The 18785-nt window shown below is 34.1% G+C and carries 15 protein-coding genes; 2 read left to right on the forward strand and 13 right to left on the reverse strand.

The features are described from left to right. Positions 1–75 precede the first annotated feature (75 nt). The 13 genes from NK213_RS01570 to NK213_RS01630 all read right to left on the reverse strand — a co-directional run bounded on the left by NK213_RS01570 (position 76) and on the right by NK213_RS01630 (position 16785). The gene (locus NK213_RS01570; RefSeq protein ID WP_253346186.1) at positions 76–1398 is read right to left on the reverse strand and encodes a 6-phospho-alpha-glucosidase; all 1323 of its coding nucleotides are present in this window, start codon (positions 1396–1398) and stop codon (positions 76–78) included. Next, entirely contained in the window at positions 1395–2999 is a 1605-nt protein-coding gene (locus NK213_RS01575) for a PTS transporter subunit EIIC (RefSeq protein ID WP_253346187.1), read from the reverse strand. Before NK213_RS01575 ends, NK213_RS01570 begins: the two co-directional genes overlap by 4 nt. A gap of 142 nt (positions 3000–3141) precedes the next feature. Beyond that, a complete protein-coding gene (locus NK213_RS01580; RefSeq protein ID WP_253346188.1) occupies positions 3142–4470 on the reverse strand; it encodes a 6-phospho-alpha-glucosidase in 1329 nt (442 codons plus the stop codon). A gap of 19 nt (positions 4471–4489) precedes the next feature. Next, on the reverse strand, positions 4490–6085 hold the full coding sequence (locus tag NK213_RS01585) for a PTS transporter subunit EIIC (RefSeq protein WP_253346189.1): 1596 nt from the start codon (positions 6083–6085) through the stop codon (positions 4490–4492). 299 nt (positions 6086–6384) lie between these two features. Beyond that, positions 6385–7098 carry a helix-turn-helix transcriptional regulator gene (locus NK213_RS01590; RefSeq protein WP_253346190.1) on the reverse strand — a complete coding sequence of 238 codons (714 nt, stop codon included), beginning with the start codon at positions 7096–7098 and terminating at the stop codon, positions 6385–6387. Between the two features lie 188 nt (positions 7099–7286). Then, entirely contained in the window at positions 7287–8156 is an 870-nt protein-coding gene (locus tag NK213_RS01595; protein ID WP_253346191.1) for an isocitrate lyase/phosphoenolpyruvate mutase family protein, read from the reverse strand. 311 nt (positions 8157–8467) lie between these two features. Next, positions 8468–9253, reverse strand: coding sequence for a MurR/RpiR family transcriptional regulator (locus NK213_RS01600; RefSeq protein WP_253346192.1), 786 nt, complete (start codon positions 9251–9253; stop codon positions 8468–8470). A gap of 20 nt (positions 9254–9273) precedes the next feature. After that, the gene (locus NK213_RS01605) at positions 9274–10218 is read right to left on the reverse strand and encodes an ROK family protein (protein WP_253346193.1); all 945 of its coding nucleotides are present in this window, start codon (positions 10216–10218) and stop codon (positions 9274–9276) included. 5 nt (positions 10219–10223) lie between these two features. Further along, positions 10224–10592, reverse strand: a complete 369-nt coding sequence (locus NK213_RS01610; protein ID WP_253346194.1) for a chemotaxis protein CheW — start codon at positions 10590–10592, stop codon at positions 10224–10226. Then, a complete protein-coding gene (locus tag NK213_RS01615; protein WP_253346195.1) occupies positions 10592–12364 on the reverse strand; it encodes a methyl-accepting chemotaxis protein in 1773 nt (590 codons plus the stop codon). The genes NK213_RS01610 and NK213_RS01615 overlap by 1 nt, the downstream gene beginning before the upstream one ends. Before the next feature lie 2 nt (positions 12365–12366). Beyond that, the gene (locus tag NK213_RS01620; protein WP_253346196.1) at positions 12367–14238 is read right to left on the reverse strand and encodes a methyl-accepting chemotaxis protein; all 1872 of its coding nucleotides are present in this window, start codon (positions 14236–14238) and stop codon (positions 12367–12369) included. A gap of 2 nt (positions 14239–14240) precedes the next feature. Further along, a complete protein-coding gene (locus NK213_RS01625) occupies positions 14241–15302 on the reverse strand; it encodes a hypothetical protein (RefSeq protein WP_253346197.1) in 1062 nt (353 codons plus the stop codon). A 37-nt stretch (positions 15303–15339) separates the two neighbouring features. Beyond that, positions 15340–16785 (reverse strand): chemotaxis protein CheW, encoded by a 1446-nt coding sequence (locus NK213_RS01630; protein WP_253346198.1) that lies wholly within the window; start codon positions 16783–16785, stop codon positions 15340–15342. A gap of 306 nt (positions 16786–17091) precedes the next feature. On the opposite strand from NK213_RS01630, the gene trpS reads away from it, so the two are divergent. Both trpS and NK213_RS01640 read left to right on the forward strand, forming a co-directional pair. Beyond that, entirely contained in the window at positions 17092–18069 is a 978-nt protein-coding gene (gene trpS / locus NK213_RS01635; protein ID WP_253346294.1) for a tryptophan--tRNA ligase, read from the forward strand. Positions 18070–18344: 275 nt separating this feature from the next. Then, positions 18345–18776: an EVE domain-containing protein gene (locus tag NK213_RS01640; protein WP_253346199.1), complete on the forward strand. Its 432-nt coding sequence runs from the start codon at positions 18345–18347 to the stop codon at positions 18774–18776. The last annotated feature ends 9 nt before the right edge of the window (positions 18777–18785 follow it).

Genomic DNA, 18785 nt, shown 5'->3' on the forward strand with positions numbered 1-18785 from the left:
TTTGCTGTCTATTTTGTGATACTCATTTTTTTATTTAAAAATTCTTCTTTTTTTCCTTGACATTTTATAACTGGTCTATTTCAGCGCAGGCCAGTAATTTTTATTAGCCTCAATCAGTTCATCAAGAACTTTTCTGGCTTTTTTTGCATCTGTTATTGTTCTGTTCAAAGTAAGGGCCTGTAGTGCCTTTTCATAGGAACCCTCGAAATATGCTTCTACAGTAAGTCTTTCATAGGCATATTGATTCTCTATCAAACCCTTATAAAAAGTCCCTATTTCTCCTACATGAAACGGCTCAGGCCCGTTTATCCCCAGTAGAGATGTCACTTCCACCATTGCGTCATCAGGAAGATTCGGTATAATTCCGTTATTTTCCACAATTACTATATAATATTTTTTCAGATTATTTGCTATTGAATCGGCTATAGCTACTATCATTTCACCATGAGCATCATTTTTCACCACATCTGCACCTTTGGCTGTCCCTGTTTCCATGACTCTTCGGCACTCTGCAAAAACATTTTTCTCTCTCCCGTTCATTACTTCATTTGCCCTTGTGTAGTCTTTATTTAAATGAGTCAGTTTATACTGAGGGTAGATATAGTACTGAAGATAAGTATTCGGCAGAAATTCCGTAAAATCTACAAGCATATCCTGAACAAGCGAGTATGTATCCAGCCATGATTTGTCCCTCTGTTCTGCATCAGCAGGCAAAAATCCTTTTTCAGTAATTATCTTTTTTAATTCAGGAAGAAGGTCTTTCCCGCCTTTATCATAAATATTCTTAAACCATCCAAAATGGTTCAGCCCAAAATAATACGGTTCAAGGTCTTCATATTTTACGCCAAGTATTTTGGCATATGAATAAAGAAGATTTATCGGCTGATCGCATATATTCAGTATTTTTTTATCATCAGGAAATCTTTTTTGCAGAGCATAAGCTACTATTGCCGCCGGATTTGTGTAATTCAAAATCCACGCATCAGGTTTATATCTTCTTATATCCTCTACCATTTCTATCATATCTCTTATTGATCTTATCCCGTAGGCAAAACCGCCTGCACCGCATGTCTCCTGACCTATCACCCCGTTATTCAGCGGAATTTTTTCATCTTTTTCACGCATTTCATATCCGCCTGTACGCATCTGACAAAAAACATAATCTACATCCTGATAAGCAGTTTCTTTATCTGTTGTAATTACGACTTCTGTTTCAGGATAGTATTCCCTGAATAAAACCTTGGCGAATCCTCCTATTACATTTTGTCTTTCTTCATTTATATCAAATAACACCAGCTTTTTTAGTCTGAATTTGTCTTTGTAGCTTACAAGAGCTTTTAACAGCCCCGGTGTCCATGTTGACCCTCCTCCGACGATTGTTACATTATAGCTTTTCAATTTTTTGCCTCCTTTTGGCTTTTTATGTATTCTTTTAAATTTTTAGTAATACTTTCCACTTTCAGCCCGTAAATAATGTGGATGTAATTTTTTTCCGGTCTTACTATTCCTGAAGGTCTTGTACTCTTTATGACTGTTTCATTAATTTTTTCAGGATCTAAAACCTGTACCCTTAATCTGGTAAAGCAATTTTCCACATCTGCTATATTTTCTGTTCCCCCAAGCCCTCTTATAATCGTTTCAGACAATTCCGTATCTTCCACAGCTATCTCTTTTCCTTCACTTTCTTCTTCATCATTAAGATTTTCACGTCCCGGAGTATTTACATTAAATTTCATTATAAAAAACACAAATACTTTATAATAAACAAACCCGTAAATTATCCCCACAATAATTACAAGAAACCATCTCGTATCCATACCTCTGAATACACCAAAAATAAAGAAATCAATTATACCGGCCTGTATGTTCCCCACTGCTACTCCCAAAACAGCCATTATCATATAAGCCAGACCTGTCATTACGGCATGGAATAAGAATAAGACCGGTGAAATAAATATAAATGAAAACTCTATAGGCTCAGTTATTCCTGTTACAAATGAAGCTGCTATTGCTGCTAGCATCAATGATTTTATATACTTTTTATTTTCAGGAAATGAGGTTTTTATAATAGCCAGAGCTGCTGCCGGAAGACCAAACATAGCAATTATCATATGTCCCTGACCTACAAATCTTGTTCCCAGCCTTACCACATCCACAGGAGAATTATTTACCAGAGTTGCATTATATATATTTAAAGCTCCTGTAACCACTTCTCCGTTTATTGTTGTGCTTCCTCCTATATTCGTGAATCTTACAAGCTGGTTTAATATATGGTGCAGCCCTGTAGGTATAAGCAGTCTGTTCAGAAATCCGTAAATAAAAGGTCCGAATATACCTGTTACTTCTATTGACTTACCAAATAACGATATAATAAAATCAAAATACGGCCATACATAATATGAAATCAAAGCTACAAACGGTACTGCCACTATTGTTATAATAGGTACAAATCTTTTCCCCCCGAAAAAATTAAACATACTCGGAAGTTCGATTTTATGAAACCTGTTATGCAGTTCGGCTACCACAAGCCCTATTATTACTCCAGCGAACACATTCATCCTGTATGTTAGAAAACCAAATACAGTTTCATATCTTGCATTTTCAAGACTCGCCTGTACAGAAGTCATACCCTGCTCTGTAAGATACTTTACAGAAGTAGTATCGGCATTTATTCCTTTTAATCCAAGCATATAGTTTAATGTCAGATGAAAAATGAAAAATCCCAGCACTGATGAATATACAGCTGTTACTTTCTCTTCTTTTGTCATACCTGCTGTTACAGATATTGCAAAAAACACAGGAAGACTTCCGAAAATAAATCCTGCAAGCTTTCTTATATATCCTATTATATTTTGTACTGCCTCAAGCTTGGAAAAGCTCTCCCCCACTATACTCGGATTTTGCAGCATTGCCGCGAGCCCCAGTATCAAACCGGCTGCTGCCAGTGTAGAAATCGGCATTAACAACGATTTCCCGAATTTTTGTAAAAATCCTTTCAAAATAAACACCTCCATATTTTCTTCTATAAAAGTATAACCCCGGTATTGTAAATTGACAATTTTTTCATAATTTTGAAACAAAATAGAAAAAATACACATAATTTTAAAAATATGTGTATTTTTTTACGATTTTATTTAATTATTATGACAGCTCAGGCCAATAGCCTTTGTTAGCTTCTATTAATGCATCCAGCACCTTTCTTGCTTTTTTGGCATCTACTACTGTTCTGTTCAGTGTAAGTGCCTGAAGTGCTTTGGTATAAGATCCTTCAAGGCATGCTTCTACAGTAAGTCTCTCATATGCATACTGATTTTCTATTAATCCTTTATAAAAAGTTTCTATCTTTCCTACCCCATAAGGTCTAGGTCCATTTATTCCCAGTGTTGCCGTAACTTCTACCATGGCATCATCTGGAAGATTTTCTATTAACCCGTTATTTTCAACCATTACTATAAAATACTTATGTCTGTTATGTGCTATTGATTCAGCTACTTCTATTATCATATCCCCGTGAGCATCATTGTGAACCACGCTTGAATCCTTTGCAGTACCGTTTTCCGCTATTCTTCTGCATTCTGCAAAAACACGTTTTTCTCTTCCGTTCATTACCTCATTTGCCCTTGTAAAATTCGGATCAAGCTTTTTCAGCTTATATTCCGGATATAGATAATACTGTAAGTACGTATTTGGAAGGTAATCAGGAAAATCCTTTAACATATCTTCCACCATAGCATAGGTATCAAGCCATGACTGGTCTCTCTGTTCTGCATCTGCCGGCAAAAAACCTTTTTCCTCTGTAATTTTCTTAATTTCCGGGACTATATCATTTCCATTTTCATCATAAATATTCTTAAACCATCCGAAATGATTCAGACCGAAATACACAGGTTCCCAGTTTTCATAGCTTTTTCTGAGAAGTCTTCCGTAAGATCTCATAAGATTCACAGGCTGGTCACATATATTTATTATTTTTTCATCATGAGGAAATACTTTTTTTAGTGCATATGCCACTATTGCGGCAGGGTTGGTATAGTTAAGTATCCATGCTTCGGGACTGTGTTCCCTTACATCTTTTACCATTTCTACCATATCTTTTATAGATCTTATTCCATACGCAAAACCTCCCGGCCCGCATGTTTCCTGTCCTATTACTCCCATACTCAGCGGAATATGCTCATCTTTCTCACGCATCGGGTATCCGCCTGTACGCATCTGGCAAAAAACAAAATCAACATCGCTGTAAGCAGTTTTTTTATCTGTCGTATATGAAAATTCCACTTCGGGGTACTCTTCCTTAAATAAAATTATTCCGAATTCTCCTATTATTTCCTGTCTTTCTTTGTCAATATCATATAATGTAACTTTTTTTAAAGGCATTCTGTCCTTATGCTTAGTAAGAGCCTTTAATATTCCCGGTGTCCACGTAGACCCGCCGCCCACTATTACTATATTGTATGCTTCTTTAAACATGTTATTATCCTCCTGAGTATTAGTTTTTTGTTTTCTTTATACTTTTTACCGAATTGGCTATCTGCTCTACTTTTGGACCATATATAATCTGTATATTATTTTTATCAGGTTTTACTATGCCTGCTGCGCCTGTAGCTTTTAATGCTGCATCATCAACTATGGAAGTATCTTCCAGAGTCAGTCTCAGCCTTGTAAAACAGTTGTCAATCACTCTTATATTCCCGCTTCCGCCTACTGCTTTTATTATATTTTCAGCTGTTTCTTCCATATCTCCCGACAGTTTCACAGCAGCTCCTTCTGTTTCTTCTTTTTCACGTCCCGGAGTTTCTATATTTCTTGATAAAATTATAAATTTGAAGAAAAAATAATATGCAAAAAAGTAAATTATCCCTACTATTACTGCAAAATACCAGTGTGTTTCTGTTCCTTTCAGAATACCGAATACTGCAAGGTCTATTACTCCGCCCTGAACATTTCCTATCATTACTCCCAAAATCTGCATTAAAAAAAACGATAGACCTGTCATTACTGCATGAAATACAAATAATACCGGTGAAACAAATATAAAGGCAAATTCCAGAGGTTCAGTTATTCCTGTGACAAATGATGCCGAAGCTCCTGCTATCATCAGAGCCTTTATTCTTCCTTTTTCCTTTTCATCGGCTGTCTTATACATTGCATACGCAGCTCCTATAAGTCCGAACATCATTACCGGTATTTTTCCCTGAGCCAGAAATCTTGTGGACATTCTTACTATATCGGCAGAGACTGGAGCTTTACTTGCAAGTGACGCATTGAAAATATTCAGTGCTCCTACTACCTGTTCTCCGTCTATCACTGCACTTCCACCCACTGCTGTGAATCTTACCGTCTGATTCAATATATGATGAAGCCCTGTAGGAATGAGCAGTCTTTCTATAAAACCAAATATAAATGTGCCGAAAGCTCCGCTTTTTTCTATAACTCCCCCTACCTGATATATGATATTTCCTATTACCGGCCATATAAAATAAAATATAAGACCTACTATTGGCACACATACTGTTGTAATTATCGGTACAAATCTTCTTCCTCCAAAAAAATTAATCGCATCAGGAAGTTTTATTTTATAGAATCTGTTATGAAGGGCTGCCACTGTGAGACCTGACACTACTCCCCCGAAAACATTCATCCTGTAAGTAAAAATTCCAAGTACCGTTTCATATTGTGCATTCACAAAACTGGCCTGTATCGGATCCATTTTATTATTTTCCACCAGATATTTTACAGCTGTGGTATCTGCTGATATTCCTTCCAGTCCCAAAATATAATTTATTGTAACATGAAACACCAAAAATCCTATTGCTCCTGCAAAGGCAGCTGTCGGCTTCTCATCATCCACCATTCCTATTGCCAGTGCTATGGCAAACAGTAAAGGCAGATTACCAAATAACACCCCTGCAAGTTTTCTTATAAATCCTATTATATTCTGAACGAATTCAAGATTTATAAATCCTTCTCCCACTATATTGGGATTCTGCAATGCAGCGGCTATTCCCAGAAATATTCCTGCTGCTGCTATAATTGATATAGGCATCATAAGCGACTTTCCTAATCTTTGCAAAAAACCTTTCAAAATAAAGCACCTCCATCTTTTGATATTTTAATTATAATCCCAGAATCTTCAAATGGCAATTTTTTCAACAATTCTAAACATTTTAAAATATTTTCACATTTCGTGTATATATTCACAAAAAAAGTTGTTTTACTTTGTAAATAAAGCGACTCAGCTCTCTGAAAAAATCTAACACACATTTATTTTTATCATCTCTTTTTCCCTTAAAAATGCCGAATTCTCTTTTAAAAACTGATTATTTTCATCATAAGCGTCCAACTAAAAAAGCCGGATATAAAACCCGGACTTTCTCAGATACATTATATTATCATTTTACTTTTATAATTTTCAATTATTTCTCCGCCGTTCCAAAGCTTGATTATCTGCTCCTCACCAAGTTCAGTCAGCCGTACTCCCCTGCTTTTCCCATATCTTTCTACCCACTTATTATTAAGCAAAAATTCTGCTGTAGCCTTTCCTATACTCCCAGCTATGTGATATTCCCGCTCGCTCCAGTCCATACATACTTTACAGAAATGACGCTTTAGTTTTCTCAGATTATCTATTTCAATCCCGAATTTCTCAAAAAAGTTTATTCCCTTATCTGTTATTTCAATTTCTGATTCACTGATTTTGAAAAACTCATTTTTTACATACCATTTTGTAATCTCCACACCCAGCTTCCCGGCAAGGTGATCATAGCAAAAACGTCCGTTGAATAATATTTTATTTTCAATATTGGTGTTCAGCGAGCGTGCAGTCTGAAACTGTGATATTGGCAGCCACTGCTCTATAAGTTCCGCTACTGACTTGTTGCTAAGCCTGTAATAATGATTACGTCCCTGAATATATATTTCCAGCCACTCCAGATTAATAAATTTTTTTATATGATATGTCGCTGTATGATTTTTTATATTAGCTGTTTTTGCCAGTTCGATTACAGTATGAAATTTTCCGTCCATAAGAAGCATAAGCATGCTTGAACATGATTTATCCGCCAGTATTCCGGCTACTTCATTTATTTTAATATTCATTGTCGACCTCCGTTAATAATAATATACAAAATTCCCGGTCTGCTGTCAAACCTGACTGTCCTTCCCCGCATTTTCAAAAGGATTTTCAGAAAATATTCCCTGAACAGAAGCCGGCAGCTAAAATATATAACAGGATTAAGGCAGTTAGCATAAGCAGTTTTACCAAAAACAACATATAACGCAGAATATTATTTATATAAATCTTCATCTTTTTTCTGATCATCACCGGCTCCATAAAAATATTGATTTGCTTTCATATATGTAAATGTGTTGTTTATCAGCTTTGAAACATCACCATTTTTGATATCCAAAGCGATATTAATCAAATGATCCATAATATATCTTACAGTTCCTGATCCTAGTGTTATGCGTCTGGCTCCGGTTTTTCTGTATGTATCAAAATCATATAATCCCGAATTTATAAGAAAATTCAGCGGTGCATCTATGTTTTTTACCAGCTGTTCTGCCTCTTTTTCATTCTCTACTCCAGGAATAAATACAGAATCAGCACCTGATTTTTTAAATATATTTCCACGCTCTGCGGCTGTCTGGAATCTCTCTTTTTCCTCTCCGATTTTCAGCCAGTAAGCACAGGTTCTTGCATTAATAACAAAATTCAAATTCAGCTCTTTCTTCAATTCAAGCAATATCTCTATTTTATTTTTCATTATTTCAATACTATCCAAAGTGCCGTCAGGTCGCCCATCTTCTATATTCAGCCCGACAACTCCGTTTTCCAGTAAAATTCTGCTGAATTCCTTAAATTCTTGCAGTGTTTCACCATATCCTCTTTCAAAATCCACGGATAAAGGTATATTTACTCTGCGTGTTATACTTTTTATAATGAAAAGCAAATCTCCAAAGCTGATTTTCTCTCCGTCGGAATAACCGAGAGAATAAGCTATTCCCGCACTGGTTGTGGCAACTGCGCCAAACCCCTGTTTCTCGAAAATATAAGCACTTCCTGCATCCCATATATTAGGCAGCAAAAACATATCTTTGCCGGTATGCAGACTTTGAAATTTATCTGCTAATTTTTTTTGTTTATCTTTTATCATATTATCCCTCCTGCTTCTTTATATTTACATACTATCATATAAAAAAATCGATGTTCATCGATATATGGAATATTTTCGATTTTTTTTGAAATATTATGTTGAATCCCTCTGTTTTCAGTTATTAAAATATTATTTTTTTTCATATTTTTTGATCTGCCAAAAAAATATACCGCAAAGAGACACAAAAAGTAACCTTACAATCCAAAAAAATCCTCCATATAAAAAAGACCAGAATCAAAATAGATTTCACACCTAAACATGAATATTATTATTCTGGTTTAGATTTCTATTTTAATCCCGGTCTTTCTTTATTAATATGTTATAAATTCCGGATCTTCGCTTGTAAGCCTGTCTTCATCTTTCATAATGAGAACCATTTTGCTGAAAAGATAGTCCAGCACCATATCTGCGGGAACTCTGCTTGTAATGTCAGCACCGTCATAATACATAGGCGTAGTCTTAAAAAACATCGAATGATCTGCTAACCTTGATAATTCATTATCAGAAAGTCCTGTAAGCGAGATTATCACGCCTTTTCTGCCTTTTGCTATTACAGCGGGACCAAGTATCCCTTTCTGCTCACCTGAAAAAGAAATAAAAAGACATATATCACTTTCTTTTATTTTATTTGCATAAAAAAGCATGGCATGCTGATCAATAAAACTTATTGCCGCTATCCCCAGAAATGTCAGCCGCATTGAAAAAATATCCGCTGAAAGCCTTGAAGGTCCCAGACCAAAAATACTGATATTCTTTTTTCCCACTATCAAAGCTGCAAGATAATCAAGCAATTCTGAATTTATCAGCTCTTTTGTCTTTACCAGATCTTTATAAAGACCGTCCTCAGAAATAGGTACATGAGAAAAATTCTTCTCCAGTTCCTCAAAGATCACATGTTTCATTTCCGAAAAACCCGTAAATCCCATTTTCTTAGACATTCTCACTATTGTATTGGGACTGCAGAAAACAGCATCAGCAAGATCTTTTATTCTCAATCCTCTTATTTTATTTGAATTTGAAATAATATATCTGAGTATCTCTTTTTCTGTTTCATTCAGATTTTTATACTTATCTCTTATAAGATTTTCTATTTTCATGAACACCTTCCAATTTTCATTTACATCATAGCTAAATATGCAGCACCAAGTATTCCCGCATCATTCCCCAGCTCTGCCTGTACTATTTTCAGACCTTCCAGTGCTGAAGGAAGTGCATATTTTTTTAGATTTTCCTTTACCCTGTCTATTAAAAAATCTCCTGCCAGACTCACTCCTCCGCCTAAAACAACTATTTCAGGATCAAGTGTATTCAAAAGATTTCCTATTCCCATTGCCAGATACTCTGCTTCGTAGTCTACTATATCAACAGAAAACTCATCTCCGGCTTTAGCTGCATCAAAGACATCTTTAGCTTCCAGTTCTCTTCCTTTTGTCATCTCATACAGCTGATTTTTTTTATTTACTATCAATCTTCCCTGAGCCTCTCTTATAAGCCCCGTAGCTGACGCATATGCTTCCCAGCATCCTTTCTGCCCGCATCCGCAGAGCTTCCCGTCTTTCACTAATTTTGTATGTCCTATTTCCCCTCCTGTACCTGTTTTACCCGAAACAAGCTGTCCGTTTACTATTATTCCTCCGCCTATACCTGTTCCTATTGCTATTCCAAGTACATTACTATGTCCTTTTCCTGCACCTTTCCACATTTCCCCGAGAGTTATTACATTTACATCATTATCAGCTCTCACTTTCAAGCCTATTCTCTTTTCGAATTCTTCTGCCAGATTCAGATTTTCAGGCCATGGAAAATTAGCAAAGAACTTCACTATTTGTGTCTGTACTACAGGCCCCGGAACTCCTATCCCTACTCCGCCTACATTTTCCAACGGTATTTCGTATTCTTTCAGATTTTCTTTCAGAATATCTGCTATTCTGTTCAGGGATATTTCATATCCGTCTATTGATTCTGTTTTTATTGTTGTAGTAAATATCTTATTCCCCTCTTTATCCACTACCCCTATTTTTGTATTTGTCCCGCCTAGATCAATCCCTACATAATAATCCATAAACGCTATCCTCCTATAAATTCTTCTAAGTTAATTAATTTTACCACTCTTTCATCTATGTAAAAATCTTCCGTTGTTTCACCATTTTCAAATTCATAAATATCAAGGACATTTTTTACAAATATTGAAAACTCGCTTACCCTGTACCTTAGTATAAGTGCCGCCTCTGCCTCACCATCCTCAGGTTTTCCGCCGCCGTATTCCGCTACAGGAATAAATCTGTTATCAAAGTGTATTACACCGGGATAATTTTTTTCCAAAGCGGGAAGTTCATAAAACTTAGCGTTATTCTTTATTTTCAATACGTATTTCAATTCTATTCCGTATAATTCTTTCCCGATTTCAAATACAAGATATTTTTTTGCCGGCTTCATTATCCCCTCTTTTCCAGAGAGTTGTTTATTTTTTCTATCTCTCTAAAAAGTGTATTCAAATCATTTATCAGATTAATATTATTGGTAAGCTTTTCTTTAGTTCCTGCCACCATCTGTTCCAATTCGCTGAAAGTTTTATTCAGCTCATTTTCCTCTATATTTTCCAGATTTACGTTTTCATAAAGAAATTTTATATTTTTATCAATTCTTTTGATTTCGTCCTGAAGCTTATTTATCTTTGTTATTGTCAAATCCATTACCTGATTGCTCTTGGCTATTCTTTCGATTACATTATGGCTTATTTCCCTTGCCTTATTTGATATATCCAGAATCAGAACAGACAGATTTCTTATTTCTTCTGCTATTACCTGATAGCTTTCTCCGTATTCAGACACTCTTTCTGCTTCTTTTCTTGCGTTAAGCGACAAAAGATTAGTCCTGTCGGAAATCATATTTATATTATCTATCATTTCTTCTATATTTACACTGCTGTCACTTAGTTTATGAAAACTTCTTCTCAGACTTTCCGTCATAAGGGTAATATTTTTATTTTCCTTAACAATATGTTCGCATTCTTTTATGAGTTTTTCCAGTTCCTCTGAATTCGTTTCGGAAAGTCCTATTATTTTTCTGACTTCCTCTTTTATCTGGAGCATTTTACTTTGTTCTTCACCCAGAACTTTATAGTTCAAAGCTTGATTTTTGTTAAGTTCATATGTTTTTTCAAGTATTCCGCTTATATTTTCATCTGTTATTCTTACTTTGTTATGTATTTTATCAGAAAAATTTTCAAATTTTCTTTTTATATCCTCAGGCTCATCATACTCTCCTATAAGCTCTGATTCTTTATCAAGACTTATCACTCTGTTCAGTCCCTGTCTGATTTTATATATCAGACTGAGAACAGATTTATAAAAGAAGAAGAAAATAACCGTAAAAGCAAGAATTGAAACTATCATGCACAATATTAGCGATAAAAATATATCTGAATACAGATTTTTATAGAATGACAGTTTTGAATCTTCCATAATAACATATAATTTATCCATTTCCAGTTTTTTATACATAAATTCTATATTCTGTCCGTTTGATCTTGCTGTAAAACTTCCTTCCACCTCATCTAAAATATTATTATTCTGAATGTGATAAAAGCTGTAAAAAGAATTCCCGCTCAGCGGACTGTTAGTCGCCAGTATTTCCCCGCTTTCTTTTATTAGATAATATCTGCTGTCTGCTCTCCCGCCGGCAGTCTTTGGGAGTGAATCCTGCAATATCGTAATTCCCAGTATTTTTTCTTCAAAATTATTAATTTTTATCTTCTTTACAAAAGTAATCATATATTTATTAGAAGCCTTATCAAGATAAGGATTTGAGATAAAAAACTCAAAATTCTCACTCTTTGATTCCGAAATAAGCTTTCGCAGTTCGTTACTGTCGGTATTATCTGTTATCTCAATATTATTGTAAGAATCAATATAGAATACATGTTCATATTCTCTATTCAGAGTTTTTAGGAAATTTATCTTCTCATTAACAGTTTCAGTACTGTTATCGTTTTTTATACTTTCAATAAATCTTTCGGCACTACTCTCTATTCTGCTTATTTTTCCGTAATAATTCTCCTGAAGTCTTGTGAGGTTTTCCTCTTTTATATCAGAATAATTATTTTTATACCTGTTATAAATACCTGACACAGAGAATACAAAAAATATCAGCAGGGGAATAAAAAATAATGAAAATATCCAGCTTAAAAGTTTATTTTTTAGTCTCATATTTAGTCTGCCTCACTTCCGTCTGAATATACCCCGGAATCAAGCTTATACTCTTCTGAAAGTGTAATCAGAGTTTTCAGCCTTTCTTCCAGTTTTTTTATTTCATAAATCTCTTTGGAATAAACATCTCTGTTTTTTATTACTTCATTTCTCATTTCTTCAAGCTTTGAAGAAAAACCAAGCAGATTATCTTTATTTTCCACATATCTTACTATTTCACGTTCATGATTTTTTCTAAGTCCGGTAAATCTTTCCGTAAATACTGATATATAATCAGCTATAAGATTCAGCGACTTGTTTTTCAGCTGAAAACTTATTTTTTCCTGTTTCAAAATTGCTTTTATTTCCTCTGACAAAAGCTTTATTCTGTTTGCCAGATGTCTTATTTCTTTTGAGCTTTCTTCCAGTTCCACAGAATTATTCCCGGAACTGCTGTACATTTCTATAGTGGAATTCAGCCCGAAAACATTTATCTGAAAAGAAATTTTATTTATTTCATTTGCCAGCTTCTCTATAAGATCTCCGTTTTCCCTCTCTTTTTCAAAATTCTCCCTGAGCGTATTTATATTTCTGTTTATGTCGGAAAATTCGTTCAGAATAGCAGTATTCATTTTATGGTTTTCCATTAACAGATTATATACCTTGTCAAAATTTTCCTGATTTCTGTGCAGCACTGTATTTATTTTCAGTATGTCAGATTCTTTATTCAGATTTTTATTCAAAAGCGTACTCGTCTTTTCAAATAACTCATTATTTGATTTTTTTATGTCAGAACAGTTTTCTTTTACCTCATTTACAAAATCGGTATATGTTTTCAACACTTTGTTGTAACTTTCCTGAAGATAAAACTTATTTTCGCCGAACTCCACAGGCTTAAGATCTTTCCTGCTGATGGCGTATAATGCTCTGTCCAGCATAGAAACCGGCTTTCCTAAAACATTTTTTATTATAAAATATATTAAAACTACACCTGCTATGTTAAATACCAGTATCATCCAGATATTATCCACAAAAAATTCAACACTTTGAAGTACAGAAGCATTCTTTTTCATAATAAAAATATTCTTATCATCAAGTTTATAAAATGAATAAAATTCTCTCTTTGTATGGAGAGGTGATACAAGTCCTGTTTTTCTGTCAGAAGACTGGATATTTTTTATCATTGAAAGAAGCATATTATTTTCCACAGTCTTTATATTATTTATTTTAATATCCTGATTATTTGTAATAAAGATTTCATTTCCCGGATTAATAAGATAATATTCCCCGTCAGCTTCATCGCCTTTCAGTATCTCTTCAAGCCTGCTGTAATCCAGTGCCAGTACAAGCACGCCTTTGACATTATTCCCGCTGTCTATATTCATATAATATAAGGCAACATTAGTATTCATATCCTTTACATACACAGGCATTATCCATCCTGAAGAAGACTGGCTGTTTTCAGCCTTAGTCCTGAATTCATATATGTCATTTTCTGACAGAGCTCCTGCTGTTCCTCTTCCTGCAGGTGAAATATAAAAAGAACCGGAAACTTCCCCGTTGTCAGTATTAAGCTGATAATATCCCCCTGCTATACCTGATGTAAGTATAAAGCTCTGTAATTCTTTATCAATATCAGACTTAATCTGCTCCCTGTCACGAAAATCTTCTCTGTTTTTCAGCCCTGCCGCAAAGTTATCAGCGAGTATTTCGGCTGTTCCCAGATTGCGTTCCAGTTCTGATCCCAGAATAGTACTGTTATATTTTAGTCTTTCCTGCATCTCCCTTATATATATTTCATTTCTGTCTCTGGTATTCAGATAAGTAATTGCCAGTTCCAGTATTATAATTACCAGTGCTATATAAAAAAAGAGTTTAAAAGTTACTTTTTTCAAAATTAATATCCTCCGTATTCTATATTATAATTCTCCTTGAGATATTCCAAAAGCTGCAAACCGTAAAAATCATGTTTCCCCCTGTAAAGAATATCTTTTACCTCTTTATCTGATATGATTTCGCTTATTCTTGCTTTTACCTTATTCAGATTCTCTTTTTTCATATTTAATAATATCAGTATCCTTGTTTCTTTTTCGCTGAAGCGTTTGAAAGTGACAAGTTCCAGATCGCCGAAATTTTTATTAAATAATGTATCCGAAATTTTTACTTCATCATCTTCCAGAATATAACAATCCACCAGATTATAGTAACACACACCGTCCAGCACTTTGAAATTCTCTGTTATCTCTTTCGGTATCACATTCTGCTTTTCTTTATAATAAAATTTTATATTGTACACACTTTCATATTCATCTATATTAAGAACTTTTATTTCCTCTGCTGCTTCATCACTATATTTCTTTATTATTTCCCCGAAATCTCCTGTGTCTTTATTTAATTTAAAGTCCAGTACAAAGTAATCATATTCTTCATTTGAAAGATCCTGCGGTGTATAATTATAAGGATTTCCATACTCTCGCAAAAAATCCAGAAATATATTCCTTGTGAGAAAAAATAACGGCCTGGTTTTATCCAGTTTTATTTTTATATAATAATATCTTTTGTTTTCACTTAGTTTATTTATTGCTTCCTCAAAAAAATCAATATGTTCATCCAGCTTCATATACTCTTTTATATGAATAGTTTCCAAAGATGAAGTATTTTTTTCCAAAGCCTGAAAAGCTCTCAGTATATCAGTCAGGCAGTTTAACAAATCATATTTATATTCATAAAAAAGGTATTTGTCATCTTCTATTATCTGAAAGAGTTTTCTTAATAATGCGGATAATGCCGAGACTTTTTTGTCTTTTACAAGAAAACTGCTGTTTTCTATTCTGTTGATCATTATCCTGTCTTCTTTGAAATCTGCTTCGTCTGCCTGATCTATCTTCACTATCTTTTTTATCAGTTCTTCTACACGAAGTCTGTTCTTCTGACAATAATCCTGAATTTTTCTATCCATAATTCTTCCTATCCTGAATTTTTATTTGCATCAAAATTTAATTTTCAAGAAAATCCCTGTTCTTGCTTACATTTTTCATATCCAGTACAAGTGCTATTTCGCCGTTTTTCAATATCGAAGCACCTAAAAACGCTTTATAATCCTTATTATCCACATTTATTTTCTGAGGCACCACTTCTTCAAGACCGCCTATGTAGTCTGCGAGAAATATATACTTTTCCCCGCTTACATTTAGTATAATCCCGTATCCGGACTTACCGTTATCTTCTTTTTTAAACTTTTCGGGAATTTGCAAAACCAGATATTCCTCATTTTCAAACATATAATATGTATAATCCGAAATATGGGAAAAATTTACCTTGTCTGTTTTTATTGTTTTTTCCACAAGACTGAAAGGTACTGCATAATTAATATTTCCGGACTTTATCAGAAGAGTTTCCGTAAGTATAAATTTCAGCGGTATTCTTGCTGTAAGGAGTGTATACTGTGTTTTTTTGCTCTCTATTTTCAGATGTCCTCCCAGTTCCTCCACTGTATTATAAAAATTCGATAAAGTCAGATCTCTTTCTTTGTTTTCTTCTTTTTTATTCGTAAGTGACATTTCAGGCTTAAATACCAGAGCCAGTATCTCTTCTTTTGTGTACTTTCTGTTAATATCCACCATTCCTGCTTCTTCTGCGCGCTGAAATATTTCCATATCATCAATTCCCTGACCGTCATCAAGCATTTCAATAACAATCTCACCGAATTCCTGTTTAAAAGTCAGCCCAAGCTGTCCTTTTTTATTTTTCTCATAGAGAAGCCGCTCATCCTGAGACTCTATTCCGTATATAACAGAATTGACAAAAACATTTATTATATGGTCTTTTATTTTATAAAAAATGTATCTGTCAAAATTAATTTTCATTCCTCTTACATTAAAGTCTATATCTTTATTTATTATTTTGGCATAATCACGTATTATTTTTTCTATTTTCCTTACTTCTTCCTTTAGATTTACCACTCTTGAATTAAGAATTACTTTATTTATATTTTCTCTGTATTTCCCCACTTTTTCTACAAGATCTTTATATTCGTCCTGTTTTTCATAGTCAATATATTTCTGAAAACCCTCGAGCTCTCTCTGAACCGATATTATTCCCGCACTCTGGGCGAGAATATTATTAAGTCTGGATATCTTTAATTCCACATAATCATTATCCTCTGCGCTGTCATCAAGGTAAGTAATATTATATTTCTGGACGAATTTGAATTTACCCAGTATGTTTTCCAGTTTCCGGGTATCATTCAAAAATATTCCGTAGCTTAATTTCATATTTATGTTTTCAGGTTCAAAATTATCAAATATACTGTCTTCGAGAAATACATATTTCTTGTATCCGGGCATAAAGTTTTCCTCTATTTCCCGTTCAAGAAGTTCATAATTGTCAATATCTTCCGAATCCCTGAAATATATATCAAGAATACTCTCTTTATTTTCCATATTTCACCACTTAATAGTTTATTATAAGTTTACCTCATTTAAGGCTTTTTTTCAAGAATTCATATTTATTATTTATTTTTCTTATTTAACTTTAGATTTTCCTTTATGTCATTTCTTCTGAAACACTTGATAATTCTCCATTCAAAACACTTTCTCATTTTTGCGGATATCTTAGAAAAAGTTCTAGTTAATTAATGAAATTACTTAAATAAAGTAATCTGTATTTAGGAATGTAAAAGGTTAAATTCATTGAAACAGGCTTACAAACATGTTATAATTATAGAAAACATTTAATTTTTGGAGGTTATAATGAGAAGTTTATCTGGAATACAACCAAGCGGTATTCTCCATATCGGTAATTATTTCGGTGCAATTAAGCAATTTATAGATTTACAGGACGAATACGAGGGTTTTTACTTTCTTGCTGATTTTCACGCACTTACTTCGCTCCCTGACAGTGAGAATCTGAAATACAATACAATGAGTGCGATTTTGGATTATCTGGCATGTGGTCTTGATCCTGAAAAGTCTACATTATTTTTACAGTCTGATGTCCCAGAGCATACAGAGCTTTCATGGATTCTGTCTAATGTCACGCCTCTGGGTCTCCTTGAAAGAGGACATTCTTATAAAGATAAAGTTGCCAAGGGAATAAAGCCGAATACAGGACTTTTCACTTACCCTGTACTTATGGCGGCAGATATTTTGATTTATGATTCTGACATTGTTCCTGTGGGAAAAGATCAGAAGCAGCATTTGGAAATGACGAGAGATATTGCCATAAAATTCAATGAACATTATAATAAAGAAGTATTCAAACTTCCGGAAGAAAAGATACTTGAGACTTTGGCTGTAGTTCCGGGAACTGACGGGGAAAAAATGAGTAAATCGTATAAAAATATAATTAATATGTTTCTTCCTGAAAAAGAATTGAAAAAACAGGTTATGAGTATTGTTACAGACTCTACTCCGCTTGAGGAGCCGAAGAATCCTGATAATAATATTACAAAGCTGTATTCTCTGTTTGCATCTAAAGAAGAGATTCAGGCAATGAAGGATAATTTTACCGGCGGGAATTACGGGTATGGTCATGGTAAGACTGAGCTTTATAATAAAATTCTTGAGTATTTTGCTCCGTACAGAGAGAAAAGGGAAGAACTGGAAAATAACATGGATTATGTGGAAAAGATTCTAAAAAAAGGTGCTGAAAAGGCGAGGGATATTGCTTCTAAAAAAGTTAGTGAGGTTAGGAAAACTGTGGGGTTGATGGGGAGGAATTACTAGAATTTCGTCTAACGTGAATAATTAATTACCAAGAATTACATTGTCGAAATTCTTGTACCTGTTCCTACGTGTACTTAGATTTTAAACTCTTACTAACATAAGGTGCTAGAATTTCCCCTAAACACTACAATAAATTACATAGAATCGCATTATCGAAATTCTTGTACCTGTTCCTACGTATACTTAGATTTAGCCTCTTGCTAACATAAGGTATTATAATTTCCCCTAAACACCACAATAAATAAAATAGAACCACATTCCCAAAAAGGATAATTATGAAAAATAAAAAATTCTGGATAGGTGTCGTTTCCAAAAATAACGTTATGAAGGGTGTCGAAGGCGGTTTTATCCAGCTTTGCCACGGAAAAAAAGCCCCTCTTGCCAAAATAAAAAAAGGCGACTGGCTTGTTTACTACTCCTCAAAAGAAGATATTGACGATAAAAAGCCTTACCAATATTTCACTGCTGTTGCAGAAATAACAGGAGATTTTGAATATCAGTATGATATGAGCTACGGCTTTGTTCCTTTTAGAAAAGATGCCAGATTCTATAAATGCAACGAGGTTGACATAAGGTCTCTTATTCCCGAATTATCATTTATAGAGGATAAAAAACACTGGGGTTACTATTTTAGATATAATTATCTGGAAATCAGCAGAGATGATTTTATTATTATATGGAAAGCCATGAATGTACAATATAAATAAAAAGGAGGT

Origin of the sequence: Sebaldella sp. S0638 (assembly GCF_024158605.1) — a bacterium.
In the GTDB taxonomy this organism is placed as follows: domain Bacteria; phylum Fusobacteriota; class Fusobacteriia; order Fusobacteriales; family Leptotrichiaceae; genus Sebaldella.

What these genes read in the sequence shown, in the direction of transcription:
- NK213_RS01580 (WP_253346188.1), bottom strand. Translation starts at nt 4,470, where the DNA reads ATGTTTAAAGAAGCATACAATATAGTAATAGTGGGCGGCGGGTCTACG.
- NK213_RS01590 (WP_253346190.1), bottom strand. Translation starts at nt 7,098, where the DNA reads ATGAATATTAAAATAAATGAAGTAGCCGGAATACTGGCGGATAAATCA.
- NK213_RS01595 (WP_253346191.1), bottom strand. Translation starts at nt 8,156, where the DNA reads ATGATAAAAGATAAACAAAAAAAATTAGCAGATAAATTTCAAAGTCTG.
- NK213_RS01600 (WP_253346192.1), bottom strand. Translation starts at nt 9,253, where the DNA reads ATGAAAATAGAAAATCTTATAAGAGATAAGTATAAAAATCTGAATGAA.
- NK213_RS01605 (WP_253346193.1), bottom strand. Translation starts at nt 10,218, where the DNA reads ATGGATTATTATGTAGGGATTGATCTAGGCGGGACAAATACAAAAATA.
- NK213_RS01610 (WP_253346194.1), bottom strand. Translation starts at nt 10,592, where the DNA reads ATGAAGCCGGCAAAAAAATATCTTGTATTTGAAATCGGGAAAGAATTA.
- NK213_RS01615 (WP_253346195.1), bottom strand. Translation starts at nt 12,364, where the DNA reads ATGAGACTAAAAAATAAACTTTTAAGCTGGATATTTTCATTATTTTTT.
- NK213_RS01625 (WP_253346197.1), bottom strand. Translation starts at nt 15,302, where the DNA reads ATGGATAGAAAAATTCAGGATTATTGTCAGAAGAACAGACTTCGTGTA.
- NK213_RS01630 (WP_253346198.1), bottom strand. Translation starts at nt 16,785, where the DNA reads ATGGAAAATAAAGAGAGTATTCTTGATATATATTTCAGGGATTCGGAA.
- NK213_RS01640 (WP_253346199.1), top strand. Translation starts at nt 18,345, where the DNA reads ATGAAAAATAAAAAATTCTGGATAGGTGTCGTTTCCAAAAATAACGTT.